This is a genomic window from Streptomyces sp. NPDC001617, from assembly GCF_053596855.1.
In genome coordinates, this window is the sequence record NZ_JBSFHA010000037.1 from 45183 (window position 1) to 64885 (window position 19703).

The 19703-nt window shown below is 69.4% G+C and carries 35 protein-coding genes; 23 read left to right on the plus strand and 12 right to left on the minus strand.

The genetic code is table 11. The annotated features are described in order from the left end of the window. Positions 1-2: 2 nt before the first annotated feature. The 8 genes from ACWC09_RS26385 to ACWC09_RS26420 all read left to right on the plus strand — a co-directional run bounded on the left by ACWC09_RS26385 (position 3) and on the right by ACWC09_RS26420 (position 4022). Positions 3-1415: a replicative DNA helicase gene (locus ACWC09_RS26385; protein WP_450853073.1), complete on the plus strand. Its 1413-nt coding sequence runs from the start codon at positions 3-5 to the stop codon at positions 1413-1415. A gap of 180 nt (positions 1416-1595) precedes the next feature. Beyond that, complete coding sequence (locus tag ACWC09_RS26390; protein WP_450853075.1) at positions 1596-1781, plus strand: hypothetical protein; 186 nt, start codon at positions 1596-1598, stop codon at positions 1779-1781. Positions 1782-1970: 189 nt separating this feature from the next. Continuing rightward, complete coding sequence (locus ACWC09_RS26395; protein ID WP_450853077.1) at positions 1971-2549, plus strand: hypothetical protein; 579 nt, start codon at positions 1971-1973, stop codon at positions 2547-2549. A gap of 177 nt (positions 2550-2726) precedes the next feature. After that, positions 2727-2906 carry a hypothetical protein gene (locus tag ACWC09_RS26400; RefSeq protein WP_450853079.1) on the plus strand — a complete coding sequence of 60 codons (180 nt, stop codon included), beginning with the start codon at positions 2727-2729 and terminating at the stop codon, positions 2904-2906. Continuing rightward, a complete protein-coding gene (locus ACWC09_RS26405; RefSeq protein ID WP_450853081.1) occupies positions 2906-3238 on the plus strand; it encodes a hypothetical protein in 333 nt (110 codons plus the stop codon). Before ACWC09_RS26400 ends, ACWC09_RS26405 begins: the two co-directional genes overlap by 1 nt. Positions 3239-3249: 11 nt before the next feature. Further along, the gene (locus tag ACWC09_RS26410) at positions 3250-3405 is read left to right on the plus strand and encodes a hypothetical protein (protein WP_450853083.1); all 156 of its coding nucleotides are present in this window, start codon (positions 3250-3252) and stop codon (positions 3403-3405) included. Positions 3406-3516: 111 nt separating this feature from the next. Next, positions 3517-3681: a hypothetical protein gene (locus ACWC09_RS26415; protein ID WP_450853085.1), complete on the plus strand. Its 165-nt coding sequence runs from the start codon at positions 3517-3519 to the stop codon at positions 3679-3681. Beyond that, positions 3678-4022 (plus strand): hypothetical protein, encoded by a 345-nt coding sequence (locus tag ACWC09_RS26420; RefSeq protein WP_450853087.1) that lies wholly within the window; start codon positions 3678-3680, stop codon positions 4020-4022. Before ACWC09_RS26415 ends, ACWC09_RS26420 begins: the two co-directional genes overlap by 4 nt. Positions 4023-4112: 90 nt before the next feature. On the opposite strand, the gene ACWC09_RS26425 is transcribed toward ACWC09_RS26420, so the two are convergent. Next, positions 4113-4391: a hypothetical protein gene (locus tag ACWC09_RS26425; protein ID WP_450853088.1), complete on the minus strand. Its 279-nt coding sequence runs from the start codon at positions 4389-4391 to the stop codon at positions 4113-4115. Between the two features lie 173 nt (positions 4392-4564). Between ACWC09_RS26425 and ACWC09_RS26430 the strand changes: the two genes are divergently transcribed. From ACWC09_RS26430 to ACWC09_RS26480, 11 genes are all read left to right on the plus strand, one after another. Beyond that, on the plus strand, positions 4565-4843 hold the full coding sequence (locus ACWC09_RS26430) for a hypothetical protein (RefSeq protein WP_450853090.1): 279 nt from the start codon (positions 4565-4567) through the stop codon (positions 4841-4843). After that, positions 4840-5079, plus strand: a complete 240-nt coding sequence (locus ACWC09_RS26435) for a hypothetical protein (protein ID WP_450853092.1) — start codon at positions 4840-4842, stop codon at positions 5077-5079. Before ACWC09_RS26430 ends, ACWC09_RS26435 begins: the two co-directional genes overlap by 4 nt. Positions 5080-6005: 926 nt before the next feature. Beyond that, a complete protein-coding gene (locus tag ACWC09_RS26440) occupies positions 6006-6542 on the plus strand; it encodes a hypothetical protein (RefSeq protein ID WP_450853093.1) in 537 nt (178 codons plus the stop codon). Positions 6543-6629: 87 nt separating this feature from the next. Next, positions 6630-7442: a DNA-methyltransferase gene (locus ACWC09_RS26445; RefSeq protein WP_450853094.1), complete on the plus strand. Its 813-nt coding sequence runs from the start codon at positions 6630-6632 to the stop codon at positions 7440-7442. 71 nt (positions 7443-7513) lie between these two features. Then, the gene (locus ACWC09_RS26450; protein ID WP_450853095.1) at positions 7514-7849 is read left to right on the plus strand and encodes a hypothetical protein; all 336 of its coding nucleotides are present in this window, start codon (positions 7514-7516) and stop codon (positions 7847-7849) included. After that, positions 7842-8963: a hypothetical protein gene (locus tag ACWC09_RS26455; protein ID WP_450853097.1), complete on the plus strand. Its 1122-nt coding sequence runs from the start codon at positions 7842-7844 to the stop codon at positions 8961-8963. Before ACWC09_RS26450 ends, ACWC09_RS26455 begins: the two co-directional genes overlap by 8 nt. Position 8964: 1 nt before the next feature. Next, complete coding sequence (locus tag ACWC09_RS26460) at positions 8965-9354, plus strand: DUF4326 domain-containing protein (protein WP_450853098.1); 390 nt, start codon at positions 8965-8967, stop codon at positions 9352-9354. Then, complete coding sequence (locus tag ACWC09_RS26465; protein ID WP_450853100.1) at positions 9351-9563, plus strand: hypothetical protein; 213 nt, start codon at positions 9351-9353, stop codon at positions 9561-9563. The genes ACWC09_RS26460 and ACWC09_RS26465 overlap by 4 nt, the downstream gene beginning before the upstream one ends. Next, a complete protein-coding gene (locus tag ACWC09_RS26470; RefSeq protein ID WP_450853101.1) occupies positions 9563-10390 on the plus strand; it encodes a hypothetical protein in 828 nt (275 codons plus the stop codon). The genes ACWC09_RS26465 and ACWC09_RS26470 overlap by 1 nt, the downstream gene beginning before the upstream one ends. After that, positions 10387-10830, plus strand: coding sequence for a hypothetical protein (locus ACWC09_RS26475; RefSeq protein WP_450853103.1), 444 nt, complete (start codon positions 10387-10389; stop codon positions 10828-10830). Before ACWC09_RS26470 ends, ACWC09_RS26475 begins: the two co-directional genes overlap by 4 nt. 2 nt (positions 10831-10832) lie before the next feature. Beyond that, the gene (locus ACWC09_RS26480; RefSeq protein ID WP_450853104.1) at positions 10833-11636 is read left to right on the plus strand and encodes a hypothetical protein; all 804 of its coding nucleotides are present in this window, start codon (positions 10833-10835) and stop codon (positions 11634-11636) included. Between the two features lies 1 nt (position 11637). Here the strand turns inward: ACWC09_RS26480 and ACWC09_RS26485 are convergent, their stop codons facing one another. Continuing rightward, positions 11638-12714, minus strand: a complete 1077-nt coding sequence (locus ACWC09_RS26485; RefSeq protein WP_450853105.1) for a hypothetical protein — start codon at positions 12712-12714, stop codon at positions 11638-11640. Between the two features lie 288 nt (positions 12715-13002). Here ACWC09_RS26485 and ACWC09_RS26490 point away from each other — a divergent pair, with 288 nt between their 5' ends. The 4 genes from ACWC09_RS26490 (at position 13003) to ACWC09_RS26505 (ending at position 14589) form a co-directional block, all read left to right on the plus strand. Continuing rightward, positions 13003-13251 (plus strand): hypothetical protein, encoded by a 249-nt coding sequence (locus ACWC09_RS26490; protein ID WP_450853107.1) that lies wholly within the window; start codon positions 13003-13005, stop codon positions 13249-13251. Between the two features lie 110 nt (positions 13252-13361). Then, complete coding sequence (locus ACWC09_RS26495; protein WP_450853108.1) at positions 13362-13730, plus strand: hypothetical protein; 369 nt, start codon at positions 13362-13364, stop codon at positions 13728-13730. 228 nt (positions 13731-13958) lie between these two features. Then, on the plus strand, positions 13959-14093 hold the full coding sequence (locus tag ACWC09_RS26500) for a hypothetical protein (RefSeq protein ID WP_450853109.1): 135 nt from the start codon (positions 13959-13961) through the stop codon (positions 14091-14093). 115 nt (positions 14094-14208) lie between these two features. Further along, the gene (locus tag ACWC09_RS26505; protein ID WP_450853110.1) at positions 14209-14589 is read left to right on the plus strand and encodes a hypothetical protein; all 381 of its coding nucleotides are present in this window, start codon (positions 14209-14211) and stop codon (positions 14587-14589) included. A gap of 74 nt (positions 14590-14663) precedes the next feature. On the opposite strand, the gene ACWC09_RS26510 is transcribed toward ACWC09_RS26505, so the two are convergent. The 10 genes from ACWC09_RS26510 to ACWC09_RS26555 all read right to left on the minus strand — a co-directional run bounded on the left by ACWC09_RS26510 (position 14664) and on the right by ACWC09_RS26555 (position 19684). Continuing rightward, positions 14664-15203, minus strand: coding sequence for a nuclease-related domain-containing protein (locus tag ACWC09_RS26510; RefSeq protein WP_450853181.1), 540 nt, complete (start codon positions 15201-15203; stop codon positions 14664-14666). A 113-nt stretch (positions 15204-15316) separates the two neighbouring features. Then, positions 15317-16027, minus strand: a complete 711-nt coding sequence (locus ACWC09_RS26515; protein WP_450853111.1) for a hypothetical protein — start codon at positions 16025-16027, stop codon at positions 15317-15319. Beyond that, on the minus strand, positions 16024-16476 hold the full coding sequence (locus ACWC09_RS26520) for a hypothetical protein (protein ID WP_450853112.1): 453 nt from the start codon (positions 16474-16476) through the stop codon (positions 16024-16026). The genes ACWC09_RS26515 and ACWC09_RS26520 overlap by 4 nt, the downstream gene beginning before the upstream one ends. Then, entirely contained in the window at positions 16473-16727 is a 255-nt protein-coding gene (locus ACWC09_RS26525) for a hypothetical protein (RefSeq protein ID WP_450853113.1), read from the minus strand. Before ACWC09_RS26525 ends, ACWC09_RS26520 begins: the two co-directional genes overlap by 4 nt. Positions 16728-16790: 63 nt before the next feature. After that, positions 16791-17333, minus strand: a complete 543-nt coding sequence (locus ACWC09_RS26530) for a helix-turn-helix domain-containing protein (protein WP_450853114.1) — start codon at positions 17331-17333, stop codon at positions 16791-16793. Then, positions 17330-17737 carry a hypothetical protein gene (locus ACWC09_RS26535; RefSeq protein ID WP_450853115.1) on the minus strand — a complete coding sequence of 136 codons (408 nt, stop codon included), beginning with the start codon at positions 17735-17737 and terminating at the stop codon, positions 17330-17332. The genes ACWC09_RS26530 and ACWC09_RS26535 overlap by 4 nt, the downstream gene beginning before the upstream one ends. After that, positions 17734-18324, minus strand: coding sequence for a DUF1643 domain-containing protein (locus ACWC09_RS26540; RefSeq protein WP_450853182.1), 591 nt, complete (start codon positions 18322-18324; stop codon positions 17734-17736). Before ACWC09_RS26540 ends, ACWC09_RS26535 begins: the two co-directional genes overlap by 4 nt. 5 nt (positions 18325-18329) lie before the next feature. Beyond that, positions 18330-18845 (minus strand): hypothetical protein, encoded by a 516-nt coding sequence (locus tag ACWC09_RS26545; protein ID WP_450853116.1) that lies wholly within the window; start codon positions 18843-18845, stop codon positions 18330-18332. 93 nt (positions 18846-18938) lie between these two features. Continuing rightward, complete coding sequence (locus tag ACWC09_RS26550) at positions 18939-19160, minus strand: hypothetical protein (protein ID WP_450853118.1); 222 nt, start codon at positions 19158-19160, stop codon at positions 18939-18941. After that, on the minus strand, positions 19157-19684 hold the full coding sequence (locus ACWC09_RS26555) for a hypothetical protein (RefSeq protein WP_450853119.1): 528 nt from the start codon (positions 19682-19684) through the stop codon (positions 19157-19159). Before ACWC09_RS26555 ends, ACWC09_RS26550 begins: the two co-directional genes overlap by 4 nt. Positions 19685-19703 lie beyond the last annotated feature (19 nt).

Genomic DNA, 19703 nt, shown 5'->3' on the forward strand with positions numbered 1-19703 from the left:
CAGTGTCCACCACGATCCCCGCACAACACCACCAGGCACCGGACGACCAGCCCAATGCGGCCGACGGTGACAACGCTCCGTGGGACGACCAGCCCGCCGAGTTCGCTCGCGTCCCGCCCCAGGACATCCACGCCGAGCAGTCGACGCTCGGGGCCCTGCTGAGCTCCGGAAGCCGGACCAGCGCTTCCTACCGGTACTTCGGCGAGGTCCTCGAGACGGGCATCCGTGCCGAGGAGTACTACCGTCCCGCCCACCAGACGATCCACCGCGCGATCTGCGCCCTGCACGCGGCCGGCGAGCCCGTGGACCCGGTCACGGTCGCCGCCGAGCTCACCAAGCGCGGCGAGATCGCCAAGGTGGGCGGAGCCACCTACCTGCACACCTGCGTCCAGGCCGTACCCAGCCAGGCCAACGGCGCGTACTACGCCGAGATCGTCCGGGCCAAGGCCTACCGGCGGGCGGTCATCGAGTCGGCGCAGCAGATCCTGCAGTACGCGTACAGCGAGGAAGGCGACGAGAACGAAGTCCGCGACCTGGTCGAACGGCAGCTCACCGCGATCGTCGCGGGCACTCCGGGCCTGGCCGAGGCGCCGCCCACGGTCGGCGACCTCTACCTGGACTTCGTCTCCGAGCTCGAGGACATCCAGGAGGGCAAGCGGATGGGCCTGACGTACGGATTCGACGACCTCGACATGGTCACCTCCGGGATGCAGCCGGGCAACGTGACCGTCGTGGCGGCCCAGTCCGGCGTCGGCAAGTCCACCCTCGCCCTCAACGCGGCCGTGGCGGCCGCCAAGACGGGCGCCCGCACGATGTTCTCGTCACTGGAGATGAGCAGCACCGAACTCATGGGGAAGATCGCCGCCGCCGAAGGGAAGATCGCCCTGCACCACCTGACGCACCAGGGCGGCCTCACCCAGGCCGGCTGGGACACCGTCAGACGCCTGGGCCCGGAGCTTTTCCAGACGCTGCCGCTGCGGGTCTACCGGCCCGACGGCGCATCCCTGGGCGACATCGCCTCCGCGGCACGCGCGTGCGCCCGTAACGACGGCCTGGACCTGATGATCGTCGACTATCTGCAGCTGGTCGAAGTCGAGCAGTCCCGCAGCATCACCCGCGAGCAGGCCGTAGCGTCCGTGTCCCGCGGCCTGAAGAACCTGTCCGTCCAACTGGGCTGCCACGTGATCGCCTTGTCCCAGCTGAACGATGACGGCCTGATGCGTGAATCGCGTGCCATCAAGAACGACGCGTCCGTGGTGATCAAGGTGGAGCGGCCGGACATGGACGAGGAGGCATCGCCGCGGGCCGGGGAGGTCGACCTGGTGATCGAGAAGAACAGGTTCGGTCCCACGGCCCGCATCACCGTCGCTGCGCAGCTCCACTACAGCCGGTTCGTCGACATGGCCCGGACGTGAATCACGTGCCACCTATGGCTAAGCAATGGCGTATGGGTTACTGTGGTTCCTGAGGGCGCCGCACCCCCCAACCCCGACAAGAGCGAGGGGTGCGGCTTGCCTTCGGAACCCCACCAACTGGCCCGAGGCTGTCGCAAGTTTGTCCGCCGGACCGACACGCGACCCAGCCCAAGGGCATACGTGACTACATCCATACGGTACAACGGCCAAATCCCGCCCGCCCAGATCATCGTCCTGTTCCTCTCACTCGCCTGCATCGCGTACGCCAGCACGCTCAACAACGAGCAGGCGCAAGCCCTGACCGCGACAGGAGGTATCGCCGAGTTCGCCTCGTTGCTCTTCCGATTCATCAGCGAAAGGAGGTGATCCCCGCACCACCGGTTCCCGGCCGCACCCCCATGGCGGCCGGGACCGGCACCCCCACCCACCTGGCCCGGCCGCCGCATCCCCCCACGGTGGCCGGGCCTCCGCATCACCCGCACGGCCCGGCTGTGCAACCACCAGCCGCCCTCACGAGTCCTTTACAAGCACCCATCCAGCCCCAAGGGGGACCAGTTGAACCAGCAGTACCCGCCCCAGCAGCCCTACGGTCAGCAGCCGCCCCCCTGGGGCCAGCCCCCGCAGCCGCCGAAGAAGACCGGCGTCGGCAAGATCCTCGGCCTGGGCTGTCTCGGTGTCTTCGGCCTGTTCGTCGCGATCGCCGTCATTGCCGCGCTCGCGGGCGGCGGAGGAAGCAGCAAGTCGGCCGGTTCGGGCGCCGTCACACCCGCCCCCGCCTCGTCCTCGGCGAGCACGACCGGCAGACCGGCCGTCAGCAGCAAGCCCAAGACGGCCGCCACACCGAAGAAGACCAAGCCGGCCTCCAAGCCCGCGAAGAAGACCGTCGTCTTCAAGGTGTGGGGCACCGCCCCCGCCGGCGCACTCGGCCCCCTCGACATCACCTACGGCTCCGACACCGACAACCGCAAGGGCACCTTCCGCAACGGCACATTCACCGCCACCCTGCCCCTCAACGACGACGCCATGTACTACGACGTCACCGCCCAGTTGCAGGGCTCCGGGGACATCCAGTGTTCGGTGACCGTGGACGGGCACACGAAGAAGGGGCACGCGTCGGGCGATTTCAACATCTGAGATGCGCAGCTCAGTGGTGGTCTGTTCGGCGGCTGGAGCTAGCCCGCACCACACCACCGTCCCCCGTCGGCCCGGTCTCTGCTCCCCTTCCGGAGGCCGGGCCCCGCACTTCCCCAGGGCAACACCCGCCCTAACACCAAGGCACGCTGAAAGCCCGTCGGACCACCGGAGCACACAATGAACGACTACCCGTACCTGCCCGCCGACTGCCGCAACGGCCGCTGCGACCACGAGACCGGCCGTTGCCTGCGCTACCGCTCCCGCCGCTGCCTGTCCGGGGAATGCACCCACGCCCGCCAGAACCTGCTGTGCGCCGTCAACTACCCGACCGGCGGTGCGAGCCGCGAGGCCTCCTGATGGCCGGCCGCCCGTGGGAGACGCCCTGCGCGAACCGCCGCTACACCGCCTACTTCGGCCTCCTCGTCGATCCGTGGCTGCTGGACGAGTGCTCGGAGTGCGAGTTCTGCGGCAGCTGCGTCGCCCACATGTGCTACCGCGACGACGCCTCCACCCTGCTGCACCTCGACTGGTTCAAGGCTTTCGCCGACCCCGGCGGCCCCGAATGCACCGACGTTGGCGGCCCATCCCATCTGGTTCCCTCGCAGTACAAGCCCCGCAAGTGCAACCGGCCTCCCGGCCACGACGGCAAGCACCGGACCCGGCACGGCTGGTCCTGGCCCGTAATCTGAAAGGCACACGCATGATCGCCCCGAACGGCTGCCGGCTCTGCGGCATCGAGCAGCGCGGCCACGCCCGCCAGTACAAGCCACCGGTGGGCTGGCACACCTGGCAGCCGCCCGCCCAGCAGCAGATTAAGGCGCGCATGCTCGCCCGCCGCGCCGCCCGAACCGCCTGATCCAACACGCGTTGTCAGTGCCTGCGGCTGACCCCGAGGCTCGGCCGCCGGACGTGGGGAACGACAGCCCGTTAATGGAAGACCATGAATACAAGCGATCGAGGAGATGTCATGACCGACTGGCACGACACCGGAGACGCACTGCTGGTACCCGTCGAGGTGGAGGCAATCGAGGGGTGGGACCCTGCGCCGCCGCTCCCTGACGGTTGGAAGCCGACCTGGTATGACACGGCAGACCTGGTGGCCGCAATCGCCCCAGAGGAACAACTGTCGTGACCACCCAGGAAGAAGAGACACCCGAAAGGGTCCGTGCCCAACGCGACCAGTACCTTGCGGCGTTGCGTCGTATCAAGGCCCGCCGTACGGAACCACGCACCCTCGAATTGCTCGGCGTCCGACGCTTCGGCGAGTTCGGCGAGACCACGCCCGTCGTCATCGGCGGACGGGACGCGTGCGGCGACGGACGGCCCTCCGATCACATTCGACTCGGCTGCATCGCTCTGTCGTACACGGACCGGGCCGGGCAGTATGGCGTCATCCACATCACCTCGGCGGATGCACGGCGCCTCGCCGACTTGCTTCACGCCATGGCCGACGAGGATTCACCTCCGGGCTAGCCGCCGCTCCCCTCCCGGCGACCGGGGCCCCTCCGCGTGTCCGGGCACCGCTTCCCCGCCAACCGGGGCGCCGTCGCGTCCAGCAGGGGTTCAGGGGGTAGGGGTAGCGTCCTCGAGGATCTTCCCCACATCAGGGTCACCGTTCGCGTCCCGCCACCCGTTATCGTCCAACGTCTTCGAGAACACCAACGCCGTGTAATCGTCATCCTTGACACCCTTGCACGCGGCCGGCTTCGACGTGTTGCCACCAGCCTGCTCCTTCAGGGCCTTCGCGCAGTCACTGACCTTGTCGTCGTACGACTTGGAGCAGCCGACAGCGCCACCGGCGAGGATGCCGGCGGCGAGCAGGGCAATGGTGGTGCGGCGCATGAGGTCCCCCCGGGTGTTCGGTCGTCCAGGGGCATGATGCGCCGGGTACGGGGGACGTGCGGGCGGTGTGATCGGACTGTGACGGGCTTCCCTCGTCATCGTGCCCGGGAGTGCGCCCGCAGGAAAGCCGCGCCTGGAAGACTGGCCCTGCCGACAACGCCCGGGGAGTGCACGTGGCCGTCTTCAAGCGCCTGACCGAGAGCGACCTACGGACACTGACGAGAGCCCAGCTACTGGACCGCTTCGAACGCGAGGGCGAGTACTGGGACCGCAAGCACAAGCGCGTCATGACCGAAGCCGACCAGGCCGCCTACACCGAGTACTCGCGCCTCATGCACCTGGCGATCCCGCCCGGCGGGGGTATCGAACACGCCCTGAAGTACGTCAAGGGCCAGGGTGACGACGGCTACTGGGACACCCCGCCGCTTCCATCCCTGGACGGGCAGTCATGAGCAGCAGCCAGCGTCCCGCGGTGCCCGGCGAGTTGTGCACCTGCGGCCGCAACGCCATCACCGTATACACCACCACCCAGCACGGCGACGTCGGGCACTGCGGCATCGACGGCGCCGCCTTCCACCCCGTGCTGCCCTGCCCGTGGTGTGGCAGCCGTGAGCCGCACACGGAGTCGTGGGGGGATCCGGCCCGCTGCCCCCACTACACGCTCCGCCCGCCTGCTGCGGGGGCGTGAGCGGGCCGCAGGAACGCAGAAGGCCGGGCGTCTGCACGGAGGGAGCCACCCTCCAGACGCCCGGCCTCCCCCCGGTTCCCAAACCGCGTGTCCAGCAGTTCCAGCAGACCATCCGCCGCCGGGGTCGTGCAACAAACCCCTACCGGCAGGGAATCCGCCCGGTGGGCTGGGGGAACACGGCGGCCGTTGTGCGTCATGCTGGTGGTGTCTCCGGGCACGGAGACCCCTGTCAAGCGCCGCCACGACCCGCCCGGAAATGCGGTAGCGGAAGAGCTGGGAGCGCCCCCGGACAACGCGACCGGGGGCGCCTTCGCATCTACGCCGTACCGCCCCGGCTCGTAACCTCCGTACCCGGCAACTCCGTGTGCCCCTCCGACCAGTGGTTCACCCACCCGCACGCACACGCGTACCGGCCATTAACTCCGGAAATCTGAGTCCCGCACTGACGGCAGTCCGTCGTCGTGATCTCCTGCGACTCCAGAAACGCCGCGGCAGCAGCGGCCGCGGCCGGCGTCGGCACGGAAGGCCGGGCGTGCGGGGTGTTCTTCGGCCGGGTCACGACGCCGACCCTACCCGCGCGGCCGCCGTCGAACCTGAGATGGGTCCGCAGTTGGGGCACGACCAGGAGCCGTCGGGACCCTGCTGGGCTGCGCCTCCGCAGTTGGGGCAGTTCACCGTGGCCTCCCTGGGGGTTGTCGGCTTTCCAGGGTGGCGCGGCCTGCGTGCGGGCGGTAGGGGGCGGGGTGTAGCTGCGGGTCCGGTCTGAGGACCTCCCCCGGGACGGACCCGCCGTCACGTACGGGTTAACGAGCGGGTGGCGCCGTGGTTGCGGGGTGGTGGGGACGGCTCACGTTGAAGCTATGGCTAAGCAATGGGATATGAGTTAGACTGGCAGTACCGACAGGCCAACCCAGGGGAGACCGGCCATGGCGCAGCAGTGGTGGACCGACGGCAAGCAGTACATGGACGAGGTCGCCGGACGCAACGGCCACACCCTCACCTGGAAGCGCCTCCCCCGCGAAAGCCGCGACCACGCCCTCATCTTCGAAGGCACCTGCACCGACTGCGGCGCCACCGTCTCCATCGACCGCTACTCCTCCAGCACCACCAGCATCCGCGACGCCCGCAACGACACCTGCACCGGCCCCGGCACCACCGTCCTCACCGAGATCGAGCAGGCCCGCGCCAGCGAACTGTTCCGCGAGGCGGTCGGCGAATACGTCCAGGACCTCGAAGACGCCGGCATCACCTTCGAGCGCCCGCAGGTCCCGTTCCGCAACCCGCTCACCCCCGCCGACCGGTGCGGGCTGATGAGCCGGGACGGCTACACCTGCACCCGCCGCCTCAACCAGCGCGGCACCCACAACGGCAACGAGTGGGGCGGACCCGAATGGCATGTCGGCAGCCACCCCGACGACGACTTCACCCGACCCTTCCGCGAAGACGACCTGCTGACGGCGTGACCCGCCCGCGCCTACCCGGCGGGGGAACCCCCCACCCCATTCCGCGAGAGCCTGAAACCGCCCCAACCACCTGCGAACGGAGGCAGGATGCCCACCCCCTACTGGGAAGACCGAGAGGCCGGCCTCCAGCTGTACCACGGAGACATGCGCGACATCCTCCCCAACCTCGGCATACAGGCCGACCTGGTGATCGCCGACCCGCCCTACGAAGACACCCAACACGGCTGGGACCGCTGGCCCGACGGCTGGCTGGACATTGCCGCCGCCCACTCCAACGCCATGTGGTGCTTCGGCTCCATGCGCATGTTCCTCCGTCGACAGTCCGAGTTCACTACCGCCGGATGGAAGCTCTCCCAGGACATCATCGGCCGCGACGAGGACGACAAGCCGATCCACGGCGACGTGCACGTCATCTGGGAAAAGCACAACGGAAGCTCCCGCGCAGCCGACCGGTTCCGCCGCATCCACGAACACGTCCTGCACTGGTACTGCGGACCCTGGAGCGGCGTGCACCACGAAGCCCAGCGAGTCGTCACCGGCCGCGACCCGCGCAGCCGCGTCGGCTCCAGCCCCGACGTCCGCTCCCCGCATCTCGGCTCGTACAAGGAACACACGAGCTGGACCGATGACGGAACCCGGCTGCTCACCTCGGTGCTGCAGGTCCGGTCGATGCACAAGCGCGGCATCCACAAGACCGAGAAGCCGGTACCGCTGTTGGAGCCGCTCATCCGCTACGGCTGCCCGCCGAGCGGGCTGGTGCTGGATCCCTTCGGCGGCTCGTGCAGCACCCTTCTTACCGCCCGGCAGCTCGGTCTTCGAGGCGTTGCGATCGAGGGCCGCGAAGACCACTGCGAGGCCGCAGCGCTGCGCCTGTCCGCTCTCACCCTGCCCGTCGCCTGACCCGCAACGGCATGCCCGCATCCGCGGGAGCCTGAACCACGCCCCCAACAGCCCCCGGAGGCCCGAAGACCATGAGCAAGATGTCCGCCCACGACGTCCTGAAGACGATGATCCGGACCGACCGGGGCAGCATGACCGTCTGGTCCCCGGCCGAGGTACGCGACGCGCTGGCCGCCTACCGCGCCGCAATCCTCGACGAGGTCGAGGCCGCCCTCACCGCCCGACACTGCGGCCCCGAGGCCGTCGACACCGTCCACCGGCTCATCAACGGACGCCTGTGCACCGCCTGCAAGGGCTACGGGCAGGTCGTTGAGGAGACCGACGACGGTGGCATTGTCCGCCGGTGCCGCGCCTGCAATCGCGAAGGGATTCGCCCCATCACTGCTTCGGAGGCCAACCGTGGCTGACACCCAGCCCACCGCGACCGTTGCCGGGCAGTCCATCGCCCTGCACGTCACCGGCTACCCCGACGTCCCCAACCGGTGGGGCTCCGGCCACATCCGCATCACCGGCATCCGCCTCGACTACGGCAGCAGCGTGAGCCCGGACGCCCGCCAGGTTTTCGTCACCGGCCTGTGGGTCCGCGACGACGGCCACGCCACCGACCAGCCCGTCGACCGCTACTACGACGCCCACGACGGCGACATGAGCGACTGGCCGGACTGGATCGCCGACCTCACCCGCACACACGACCCGGACCGGCCGCTCACGCTGCGGGAGCTGGAGCAGTTGGCCCGTCCGAACACGCCGCCATCACGTCCGGAACCACCCACCGGCGCGGCAACAGGCCTCGTCCCGCGCGCAGTCCGCCCGCTCGACATCGAGCACGACGAGTTGATGGCGCGCGCCGAAGCCGAGCATCAGGCCCGTACCGAGGCAGAGCAGGCACGCAAGACCGCCGACCGGGCCGCCGTCTACCGCGAGGTCGCCGACCGACTGACGGCCAAGTACGGCGTCACGAACCGCGCCGCAGCCCAGATCCGCCAGTGGGCGCAGGACGAGCCGGACGGGAGCCGTCTGGCCGCCGAGGCGCAGCAGCCGGAGGCGCACTCCTGCCGCAACTGCGAAGGCATCGACCCCGACACCTGCCTGATGAACCCGAACCGGCCCAAGCGGTACACGCCCGGCTCAGCCGTCTCCCGGCCGACCCGCTACGAGGTGAACCTCGTACCCGAACACGCCGACCCGGGCGGCAGTTTCGCCATCACCGTCGAATACCGAGGCGACGACCGCTGGGCCGTACTCCAGAACAGCCTGTGCCTCGGCACGGACGGCCACTGGGACCGTGAGCGCGTCTCGTCCGAACGCGGGCAGGCGTGGCTGGACGCCCACCGCTTCGACCTCACCACCGCGCTCCGCGTCGCTGAACAGCAGGCCGTAGACATCGCGCCCGCCAAATGGCACGGCAACGCCCAGCAGCCCAAGCATGTCGGCGGGAACGCGGAGGACTGCCCCGCCTGCAAGGGCACCAACCCGCCGTACCCGTTCATCTGCCCCGGCCCGACCGCCCAGGAGGCCTGAGATGCCCGCACGCATCCAGCGCAAGCGCCTTCCCGGCTGGACCCTGGCCGGCGCCACCACCAACCCGAACGGCGCCCAGATCGTCGACCGGACCAGCCGATACGGCAACCCCTTCAAGATCGGCGTTGACGCTGACGACGCAGCGCACGCAACAGCGCTCTACCGGGAATGGCTGGAGACCAACTCCCCCACCGTCTACAACCCGTACGCCGGAGCCGACTACCTGGACGCCATGAACGCCCGCAGGGATTGGATCCTGGCCCACGTCCACGAGCTGGCTGGCAAGGACCTCGCCTGCCCGTGCGATCTGCCTGCCGACGGGGAGGAAGACACCTGCCACGCCCGGTTCCTCATCGACCTGGCCGACCGCATGGCCAAGGCGGCGCCGTGACGGGGTTGGAGTGCCGGGACTGCCACCGGCGGCTGAAGAACCCGTCCCCGACCGGCTACGGCCCGACCTGCGCCCGCAAACGCGGCCTCACCACACCCCGGGCCGTACGCCGGCCCAAGCCCGCCACCGTGCCACCCGCGCACGACGCCATCCCCGGGCAGACCGAGCTCGAGCTCGTCTACCTGCAACCGACCCTGGACAGCCTCTGATGACCGACCAGACCACCCGCCAGACCGTCGAGTACTTCCTCCAGTCCCGCGAAGAAGGCGGCACCTGGGAGGACAGCAGCGCCTTCAGCGACGACTACGCCTGGGCCGCCGAACGCCTCGCGAAGCGCCAGAACCTGGTGCCCGGCTTCGAGTACCGGATTGCGCAGCGCGTCACCACGATCGTCGTCGGACCAGCAGATGCCGCCGAATCGACCGCCGACCCCGAACCCCGCGAGCGTGGCGAACTGTGGTCGCTTCTCGACTGGACGTTCTGGGGCAGTGGCATGGGCGACGTCTTCCGCGAACCCCTCGCCGACACCATGCTCGCCGCCATCACCCCCGAACAACTCGAGACCGCCCAGCGGTTGATGCAGGCCTGGCACGACAGCGGGCGTCAGCCCCTCGGCCGCCGACGGTACGAGGAACTCACCACGCAACTGAAGGAAGCGCAGGAGCAGGCCGCCGAGCTCGAACGCATCAGGGCCGCGGTCACCGAGGGCAAGTACTCCGGTCTCGGACGCCCGCTGACCGCCTCCGACGCCCAGGTGGCGCACGAGGTCACCCGCAAGGAGCTGGCCGGCGCGCTGGATGCGGGCCTGCACTTGAACTGGAAGCAGCTCGTCGAGGCGGCACAGCGCAGCCACGACGCGAACGCCGCCTGGGCGGCCGACGTCGACCGGGTGCGCACGCTGCACAGCCGAGGCAAGACGACCGGCTGCTGCAACGACTGCGGCATGGTCTGGCCCTGCACCACCATCCAGGCTTTGGACGAAAGCCGCCTTCCCCGACAGACACCCGCCCTCGAGAACAAGGAGCCCACCACGTGACCGCCCAACTCGTCCAGGCCTGGACCGACATCGACCCCAAGGACGCCAAAGACCTCGACCTCACCCGCGACCTCCACATCAGCGCCCCACTCAACGAACAGGGCGAACGCTGCCCCTGGCCGTGGGAGCCACAACAGCTGGTCGGCGCCCCGATCGGTCAATTCCACTGCACGTACTGCGGAGCCATGGTCATGGCCGGCATGCCGCACATCGACTACGCGCCGCTGGAACGCGTCCTCACCCCCGAGAACCTGACCAGCGTCTACGAGTGGTGCGCGCCGTCCAAGATGCGCACCGGCAGCGTCAACGGGCGCCTCGAGACCATCGGCCTGACGCTGGTCATGGGCGACAAGCGGGTACCGGCCCTGTTCGGGGACACGATCCGCGAAGACGGGCCCGGTCAGTTCACTGTCATCCCCGCAGCCAAGGAGGAAGGCTGACCATGGTGATGATCAACGGGCGGGAGTACTGGAGCACCCGCAACCCCACCAAGTCCGGATTCGCCGTCCACTTCCCCCGCACCGGCCCACGCCGCTACGGAGAAGCGTCCTCGGCGCAGCGCCGCCGCGAGGACCGCATCCACGACCGCATGTACGACGACCGGATCGTCACCCTCGAGCCCGGCACGCTGGTCGTGTACGAGCGCGCCGCCCACCGTGTGGTTGAGGTCCGGGAGATCCCGCCGGACCTGTGGGGCGAGAAGTGGCACCAGGCCTTCGCGGACGAGGTGGCCCGCTGGGAGGGACGTCATCTGGACGCTCACCCGTTGGACCCGAGCCGCCGCGACGAACGGCCCACCCCGGAAACGTGGCGAGACCGTCCCGTCAGCGTCGTCGTGCGCCCCGACAACTCGCCCGAGGCCAAGCCCATCCACCTGGTCGGTCGCGCCTCCCACAAGTGGGACGTCCTGGCCGAGCACTACGCCGTCTGCCGGGCCTGCGGGGAACTCCCGCCCTGCTCCCACGAACTGACCGAAGACAAGGTCCGCGCCCAGATGGTCCTCACCGAGGAACTGATGTCGATCCCGGCCGGGCACTGCCTGTCCTGCGGCGAGGCCATCACGGCCCGCATGAACGGCGTACGGTTCCCCGGCCCGAACCTGTGGCGCCCCGACCTCGGCGACGACTCCGCCGTGTTCCACGCCCGCAAGGAGTGCGAGCACGACGTCTACCGCTACCGGCAGCAGTGGCAGGCCGCGGGGAACGCCGACCCGCAGGCCCAGCTACCACTGGACGAGGCCGGCTGAGCTACGCGACCGCCGTATCCAGGCCCGAACCGTCCGCGGCACCGGTGGTGTCGTCGACGAGCTGATCCGGTGACAGAGCGAACTGGAAGATCAGCTCATTGAGGGTGCGCACCCCCCACAACGTCTTCAGGACGGCGATGTCGTCCTCCAACTTCCGTTTAGAAACGCCCATCTTCCGTGCGACCGCCGTCTGCGACTCCCCCGCGCACAGGCAGCGCATCACCGTCCGCTGATAGCCGTCGGTGCGCACCCCGTCCGTCCCGGACACCGTATCCACCGCCCCGGCCCCGACCCGCGGGCGGAGTTCCCCACACCACGGCTGCGCCCGCCGCCACAACGCATCAAACATGCTGGCCAGCACGGCGACCACCGCCGGGTCCGTCACCAGCCACGCCGCATGCTCCGGCGCACCCTCCACAATGTGGTCGGAGACGAACGCCTGCTCCCGATCCACAATGATCATGCGTTCGAAGTCGCCCGGCAACGTCCGATACTGCGCAGGCCGGCCACTCGTACGAGCCGCCATCGTCCGCGCATACTCCGCCGTCACCGCATGATCCCGCACCGTGTCCCGGTAGATCGTCCGCAACTCCACCCCCCGATCCAGGGCCTGGGAATCACGGGACACCGCACCCTCGAGGACCTCCCGCTTACGCGGCCCACCGGGCTGCGCCGCCAGGATCTCCCGCCGCGCCCCCGCCACCACGTCCTGAAGACGCGTGTTCACCGTCTCCGGATCCGCCAGATAGATGCTGGACCCGCCGGCCCGCAACTGCACCTGCCGGTACTCGCGGATGAGACCGATCGACAGGTCCGGCATGCTGGCCACCAGGCTGATGTGGCGCAGCGCCTCCTGGAGCTCACGGGTCACCATCGACCGCAGGGCAGGCTGCGGGTCACGGACCACCGGCTGCTCTTGATCGCTGATGAGTCCCCAGGCCAGCAATTCGTGCCGGGCATTCGGATGCGCGGTCTGCAAATCGTCGACGCGTTCCCATTCCTGGCGGGCGATTGCCTTATACAGATCGTTGGCTTGCGGGGAGAATTCCCCGACTCTGTCACCCTCAGCGAAAACCATGGCCAACGATCCACCCCCGACGGACTGACACCCTAGATCAACTGCGGATACCCGCACTGCGGTCACCCGCACACACAACCGATTGAGAACGCAACGAGCCTACGACAACATCCTCTTGGGGCGTCCCCCGACGCTCGTACACCACATCCTCCCCCACACCACCCCGTCCACTGCCAGGGACCGGGACACCAGGCCAAGGGAATTCGCAGCGGATTGTGGAATACGAGAACCGGGCCAGGCGCCCCATTATCGTTTGTTACGACAACCGAAGAGCGAAGGGACCCTGACGTGAGTCACGGACGACACCGCGCCCCCAAACCCGCCGGGCCGCCCCGGCGAGGCCTGCGCCGCCTCGCCGCCACCCTGACGGTCGCCGCCGCAGCCGCCGGCATCGGCCTCGCCGCCGACACGCTCGCCTCCGCGACACCATCCGACACCGGCTGGGGTGCCCCCGACACCACCACCGTCGTCACCGGCGACACCGGAACAGGCAGCACCGGTACGACGGTTCAGCCGTACGACACCGGCTGGGGCTGACACTAGAGACGTGGGGCCTGGCGGGCGCTCGAGGGGAAGCGGCACCCGCCAGGGCTCACGTCTCTGCGGCAGGGGGAACACCGACGGCCGACCTGCGGGACCGTAGGCCCATGAAGACCATCGCCGTAGACTTCGATGGCGTCGTCCACAGCTACTCCAAGGGCTGGCAGGACGGCACCATCTACGACCCGCCCCTCCCCGGAGCCCTCGAGGCCCTCACCGCACTGATGGAGACGTACGCCGTCTTCATCCACACCAGCCGCGACCCGGGCGCCGTAGCCGGATGGCTCGCCGCCCGCGGCTTCGACACCGTCCTCGACGTCGACGGACCCTCCCACCCCAAGCGGGAGTTCTGGAACGAGCAGGGCGCACTGCTGGTCACCGACCGGAAACTTCCCGCCATCGCGTACATCGACGACCGCGGCATCCGCTTCACCAGCTGGGAGCAGGCGCTGGCCGAGTTGGCGGACGTGGTCTGATCCCGCCCCCGTTGTCAGTGGCGTCTGCCAGACTGCGGGTGTGCTGGTGCCGCCTCCCCCGTGGCGGCATCCGCCGACTCTCCCCGGCCGCGATCCGCATCAACGCCCGGGAAACGAGCGCCCCCGCCTCACCTGGCCGGGGGCGCTCGCACATCCAGGCCCGTGGGCATCGCCGATCAATAGCGGTCACCAGGTCCGGGCGACGGACCGCCCATCTAGCGTGGCCGCATGCACTTCTACCTGAACGTCGTTCTGTCCGTGATCGGCGGCGCAGCTATCGGCGTCTTCTTCGTCTACGCGCCGCAGCACATCGACGTGTTGCTCGCGGAGTGGCAACTGCGCAGGGCTGGCCGGTCTAGGTAGGCGGCGCGGGACTGGCCACCCTCAGCATGTGTAGCGCGCTTGACATTCAAGGGCGGGATGCGGCACGCTTTGTATAGCGCGCTACACACGGTGGCGTCGGAGAGGGGAACCCGCCATGGCCAGCACCATCACCGCAGAGAACATCGAAGACCTCTACACGCACGGCGGCCAGCTCGAACTCCCCAACGGCGACACCCTCACCCGCGACGAACTCGTCCAGTACATCGGCGCCTGCGACATCGACACCGACGACAACGGCTGCCCCCTCGACGACCAGTGGCAGATCCTCGCCGACGTCCTCGGCGCTCCCGACCCCAGCAACATGACCGAACTGGTCGACGTCGCCGTCGCCGCAAGCCGGATCGGGCAGGCGGAAGAAGGCAGGGACAGGGCGATCCGCGCCGCGCTCGCCGCCGGGCACTCGGTCATTGCGATCGCCGGGCAGGCTGGTCTGTCGCGTGCCCGGATCTACCAGATCCGCGACGGACGCCGCTGAACGCACGAAAAGCGCCCGCCGCCCCAGACGGGACGACGGGCGCCAGCAACTCAACCGGCCCACCCACACTACGACTACCCACCCTCCCCATACGGGCGAAGCACCGCATCCACCCGAGCCGCCACCGCAGCCGCACGCCGCGGATCGTAGGCCTGCGGAGCCCGCGCCAGGGTAGGCACCAGATACGACGGCGACAGCACATACACCAGCCCCGGCCACACCGGCACCCGCACCGTCAACACCCCGTCCGCGACCGGGGAACCGTGCACCACCAGCAGCGGCCACACCGACCTCGGATCCAGCCCGACCACCTTGGCCACCCGCACCGCGTACCCGGCCACCGCCTCGATCTGCCCGTGCCGATCCTCGGTCCCGCAGTGCACCCGGCCGCGAACCAGCCACGTCGGCTTCTGCGCATGCCAGCGCTTCGTGTCCAGCACCACCACCGCGGTCCCGCACGGCGACACCAGCACGTGATCCAGGTTGGCCCTCGAGCCGGGCAGGGCCCGATCGTTGAGGATGCGCCAGCCACGAGTGTGGAGCTCGTGCAGCATGCGGGCAGTCTCCCGCTCGCCGGCGGCCCCGATGTCCCAGCGGGCCGCCACAGCCTCCATGCGCGTATCCGTGGCCCGTAACCCCAGGGCGGTCAGGAAACGCCGCCACAGGCCGCCACGGGCCCGCGCACGGATCGCCGCAGCCTCACGCGACGCACTGTTCCCCAGCCCGGTCACAGGTCTCCCTCCGCCTTGAGGCCCAGCTCACGCCTGATCCGGTCCATGCGGTCCCGGTTGTCGCCGCAGCAGCCGCACAGCATCCGCACCTCGGCCCGAATACGATCCAGCCTGGCCCGAAGCGCCTCCGCATCGTCGTCCTCGAGCCGGTAGCCGGGCGCCAGGTACCGCTCGTACTTCGGACGCCACTCCTCGCACCGCGCGCACGTCACCACGGTCCCTTCGGGGAGCGCACCCTGCCGCATGGACTCCCCGCACAGGCCAGGCCCGGTCGCCCACTCCTCGAACATCGGAATCCACTGGTACACGGCCAGGTGCACGCCGTCTGGGTCGTCGGAGATGGGCATGGCGCGTACGGGGCGCAGGTAGCGGCGCGTCTTGTCCAGCCCGGCCGTCCCGTCCATCGCGGACTTCTCCTCAGCGTCGACGATCTGCTGCGCCTTCAGCACCATCTGCTGGGCGACCTTCAGGTTGTAGACCGTGCGATGCCCGCACGGCTGGACGGTCAGCACCCGGTCATCCTCGTCGGCGGTGCCGAGGGTGACGGACTGCTCGGCCACCGGCTGCCGGCACACCGGGCACGGCGCGTACGGGGCGAGTTCGTCGGTCTCGCCGCGGCGACGCTGCCGGTTACGACGCTCCCCCGCCACCATCAACTCCAGCAGCTGGTCACCCGTCAGCTGGGGAACGTTGGTCGTCTCGTTCACCGGCCACCTCCCGCCGCAATGGCGGCCGCGACCGCGATCCAGCCCTTGTGCCACGACTGATCCAGCAGATAGCCGGCGTTCGGGTCCCGGGCCAGCCAGCCCGCATGTCCCGTCGATGCAGCCAGACGCACGACACCGGACGGGTTCTCATCCCGCCAATGCCCGCCCTGCCGGTCAGCGACGTAGTGCGTGGCCGCAGACACGGCCAGGCCGAGGGCGGCCCGCTTCCAGGGCAGGCGCATCCCGGTCGCCTTCTGCACGGCGTACAGGGCGGCGGCCTGCGTGGCCGTATAGGTCGCGACATGCTTCGCGCAGGCCCGGACCCCATCGGGGCCCTGCTTCCCCTTCGCGACCGCTTCGGCGTCTCGTTGAACCCAGTGGTCGGCGACCTCGTGAGAGGCCGTCAGGGCCGCGTACACGGCGGCGAACTGTGCTGTCCGGTTGCTCATGCTGGGGTGGTGTCCTTCCTTGGATTGGCGGGGGCGGGTCGGGCGTGCGCGCGGCGGCGGGTTGGCCGGCCGCGTCTGTAGCGGGCCTCGGCCACCAAGAACTCCACGACCAGGACGAACGCGACGGCGACGATGCAGAGCAGCCACATCGGCACGGCGCCCGCGAGGGCGTACTGCCAGAGCTTGAAGGAGGCGGCGCCGACGACGCCGCCGAGGATCACGTGCCGGTAGTAGCGGCGTATGACGTTCACGGAGACACTCCAGGGCAATGTGACGGTGAGTAGGCGCCCGCCGGTGGGCGAGGGAGACTTTCGTTACGCTGCGTCGAACAAGCCGTGCTGCATCGCCACCCGGACCGCAGCCGCGCGACGCTCATCCTGCGGAAGGGACGCCACATCAAGACGCCGGTAGACCCTCGAGAGCGTCGACCCGACCGTGCCGACGTCCATGCCGAGCCGGGCGCCGACCTGGGACAGGGAATCCCCCGACGATGCTTCCCGCAGGACATCAACCTGCCGCGGCGACAACGACACCGGCCTGCGTGGTGCTTGCACGCCCGGCATCGGCTTCGGGTCGGGTTTCTGCCACGCCGGCGACAGCAGCCCGTCCACCGTCACACCCAGGCCCGTGCAGGCCTGTACGAAGCAGCGCAGGGACGCGTCGCCGCTCTTCTCCATGCGCCGCACGGTGTTCCGTCCGATGCCTGCGCGTCGGGCCAGCTCGGTTTCGGACCAGCCGCGGGCTTGGCGTTCGGCGCGTACCCGGTCGCCGATGTCGGCGAGGACGTCTTCCCAGTCGGGGAACGGGGTGGGCCCGCCACTCTGCGGCGACGGGCCCAGCATGACGGGCGCGGTCACGAGACACGACCTGGGTTGTACAGGCACTTCCCTGGGTTCACCCCGTCGCAATTGGCGCACCGGTGGTCGATCTCAGGATGCGTAAACCGAACAGGCTTCCCGAGGGACCGCGCGTACCGGATCTCTTCGGTTGTCGACGAGCCGATGTAGTCCCCGACGACCAGGACCTCATCCGCGAGACGGATCTTCGCCCGGTGTAGCTGGTCCAAGCGCCCCTTCAGGCGTTCCGCCTCGTCCGGGTCCGCCCAACGCGGGTGCGGCTCCTTCATGTTGCAGCCGGGAGCCAGCACGATCTTCCCGTCGGCGGTCTCGTTCAGGTTGGCCTCGGCCATCTCCGCCATGAAGCGGGTGGATCCGCAGATGACGACGATGGGCACGTCCGCAGACGCGTTGTTGATGGTCATGACGGCTGGTTCTCCTTGCTGGTGATGGAAGCGCCGTACGGCTCGAGGACGGCCCCGGACGGCAGGTACAGCGGATGCCGCGGCTCACCCGTCGACGTCTGCCCCAGACACTGCAAGGCGACCCTGCGGGCCCGCAGCGCCTCTGCCACACGGTTACCGCGCCCGTGCTCGACACCGGCCGCACCCCACGCCGCCACCACCGTGCTCGCCCGGTCCGTGGCCTGCCGGATGAACGCATCATTCAACGGGCCCACCGGATCCGGGTGGTGGCGCAGAGCGCGCGGGTCCGTCGACCGCAGGGCGAACAGGTTGACCACGATCAGACCGCCCGCACCCATCCGGCGCGCGAACCCGGTCTTCGGGTGGGCCAGGCGCCGAATCGTGTTGTCGTCCTCGAGGGCGTCCGCCGTGGACGGGTTGAGCATCAGGAACACGGCCAGCGGCACCTTCGGATCCCAGATGCGGGTCAGCAGGTAGCGGTAGGTGCGCGCCTTCGAGTCGAACACCGCGGCTGCGATCCCGCCCGCGAGGTCCTTCTGCTGCTCCACGTGCACGGACAGCTCGGTATCCGTCGGCATCAGGGCCATGACGCTCACTCGCCACCGTCCTTATCGGCGAGGGCAGCGAGTTCGTTGGCGCGGTCCTGGATGGCGTCCCACGAAGCGCCAGTGCCCAGACCGAGGGCCTTGGACAGGACCAGGCGCATCGGCTCCTGCTCGGCCGCCTCGTGGGCATCCACGGCCTCCTTGGACGACTTCGCCAGGCGCCGGCCGTCCTGAACCCACTTCTCCATCAGGTCCAGGTCACCCTTCGCGACCGTCCGCTCCAGCCAGTCCGTGTGTTCCTCGGAGTCCGGACCTTCTTCGAACGGCCCCTGGTACCAGGCTGTGATCTCTGCTGCCTTCGCAGGGGCGACCTGGTTCAGGGCGTGCAGGGCGCGGGTGAAGCCTGCGGCCATGGTTCCGGCGACGGCCTGCCAGCCCATCGCGGCGGGCTGCTTGGGGAGCGGCGACACGCAGGTGCGCATGTGGAGCTCGCCGAGGTCGGCGAGAAGCTCCTCCGGCGTCTGAACGGTCTCGGTCTCTTCGGTCTCGGGTGTGCTGGTCATGCGGGAACGCCTCCTAGGCGTGGAGGTAGGCCGGGAGGAATCCCGGCAGGGTGAACGCGATCACCAGGGCGTAGACGCGCAGAGTGGCCCGGGTCATGACGTGCTGGCCGCCTTCTTCTGCTGGGCGGGGCTGCGCCAGTTGACCTCGTGGGTGTGGGGGATGGTCACCTCGAACCCGTCGGCCAGGGTGACCATGGCCATCCCGACCGGGGAGAGGATCTGTACCAGGCTGGTGATCTCCTGGAAGGTGCCGTCCGCGCGGGCGATGAAGTCGCCTTCTTTCAGCCGGGCGGCGGGACGGTAGGTCTCGGTCATGACGTGCTGGTCTCCTTGTCGAGGTTGCGACGGTTGCGGGTGAAGACCAGGCGTCCGCCCGGTCCGAGAAGAGGACGGCGCGGCTTCCCAGCGGGCGCCACAGGCGTGGGGGCCTTCGGGGCGGCCTGGACGGGCACAGGAGCGGTGTGGACGGGCTGCGGGGCCTCCGGGACGTCCGTGACACCGTCCGAGTGCCACAGCTCCACCCACACCCCGTCATACCGCCACGCCAACACCGTCCGGCCGGCCGGAGCATCGATGTCGAACTGTGGGCGCACATCCCCCGGGTGAGGCAGGTTCAGGTAGTAGTCGCGGGCGAAGCGGGCCAGCGCGTACGCGGCGCCCGGCCCGACAACCTCCGACGACAGCAGCGGCGACCCGTCGTCCGTGTCCCCGACCCGCCAGGACGGCACGAGGGCCTTGTAGCCCTTCTGTCCGGTGAACGTGTACCAGGAGTTCTGGGCGTGGACTTTCGCGGCGATGAGGGCGGCGGAGGCGGGTGATTCGGTGGTGGTGTCGGTCACGGGTGGTGCCTTCCAATTG

Coding starts and splice junctions, on each gene's coding strand:
- ACWC09_RS26460 (WP_450853098.1), top strand. CDS start 8,965: ATGCCCGCACGCATCCAGCGCAAGCGCCTTCCCGGCTGGACCCTGGCC.
- ACWC09_RS26470 (WP_450853101.1), top strand. CDS start 9,563: ATGACCGACCAGACCACCCGCCAGACCGTCGAGTACTTCCTCCAGTCC.
- ACWC09_RS26440 (WP_450853093.1), top strand. CDS start 6,006: ATGGCGCAGCAGTGGTGGACCGACGGCAAGCAGTACATGGACGAGGTC.
- ACWC09_RS26435 (WP_450853092.1), top strand. CDS start 4,840: ATGAGCAGCAGCCAGCGTCCCGCGGTGCCCGGCGAGTTGTGCACCTGC.
- ACWC09_RS26550 (WP_450853118.1), bottom strand. CDS start 19,160: ATGACCGAGACCTACCGTCCCGCCGCCCGGCTGAAAGAAGGCGACTTC.
- ACWC09_RS26480 (WP_450853104.1), top strand. CDS start 10,833: ATGGTGATGATCAACGGGCGGGAGTACTGGAGCACCCGCAACCCCACC.
- ACWC09_RS26445 (WP_450853094.1), top strand. CDS start 6,630: ATGCCCACCCCCTACTGGGAAGACCGAGAGGCCGGCCTCCAGCTGTAC.
- ACWC09_RS26545 (WP_450853116.1), bottom strand. CDS start 18,845: ATGACCAGCACACCCGAGACCGAAGAGACCGAGACCGTTCAGACGCCG.
- ACWC09_RS26505 (WP_450853110.1), top strand. CDS start 14,209: ATGGCCAGCACCATCACCGCAGAGAACATCGAAGACCTCTACACGCAC.
- ACWC09_RS26405 (WP_450853081.1), top strand. CDS start 2,906: ATGGCCGGCCGCCCGTGGGAGACGCCCTGCGCGAACCGCCGCTACACC.
- ACWC09_RS26540 (WP_450853182.1), bottom strand. CDS start 18,324: ATGGCCCTGATGCCGACGGATACCGAGCTGTCCGTGCACGTGGAGCAG.
- ACWC09_RS26520 (WP_450853112.1), bottom strand. CDS start 16,476: ATGAGCAACCGGACAGCACAGTTCGCCGCCGTGTACGCGGCCCTGACG.
- ACWC09_RS26415 (WP_450853085.1), top strand. CDS start 3,517: ATGACCGACTGGCACGACACCGGAGACGCACTGCTGGTACCCGTCGAG.
- ACWC09_RS26510 (WP_450853181.1), bottom strand. CDS start 15,203: ATGGAGGCTGTGGCGGCCCGCTGGGACATCGGGGCCGCCGGCGAGCGG.
- ACWC09_RS26410 (WP_450853083.1), top strand. CDS start 3,250: ATGATCGCCCCGAACGGCTGCCGGCTCTGCGGCATCGAGCAGCGCGGC.
- ACWC09_RS26425 (WP_450853088.1), bottom strand. CDS start 4,391: ATGCGCCGCACCACCATTGCCCTGCTCGCCGCCGGCATCCTCGCCGGT.
- ACWC09_RS26500 (WP_450853109.1), top strand. CDS start 13,959: ATGCACTTCTACCTGAACGTCGTTCTGTCCGTGATCGGCGGCGCAGCT.
- ACWC09_RS26400 (WP_450853079.1), top strand. CDS start 2,727: ATGAACGACTACCCGTACCTGCCCGCCGACTGCCGCAACGGCCGCTGC.
- ACWC09_RS26535 (WP_450853115.1), bottom strand. CDS start 17,737: ATGACCATCAACAACGCGTCTGCGGACGTGCCCATCGTCGTCATCTGC.
- ACWC09_RS26485 (WP_450853105.1), bottom strand. CDS start 12,714: ATGGTTTTCGCTGAGGGTGACAGAGTCGGGGAATTCTCCCCGCAAGCC.
- ACWC09_RS26495 (WP_450853108.1), top strand. CDS start 13,362: ATGAAGACCATCGCCGTAGACTTCGATGGCGTCGTCCACAGCTACTCC.
- ACWC09_RS26450 (WP_450853095.1), top strand. CDS start 7,514: ATGAGCAAGATGTCCGCCCACGACGTCCTGAAGACGATGATCCGGACC.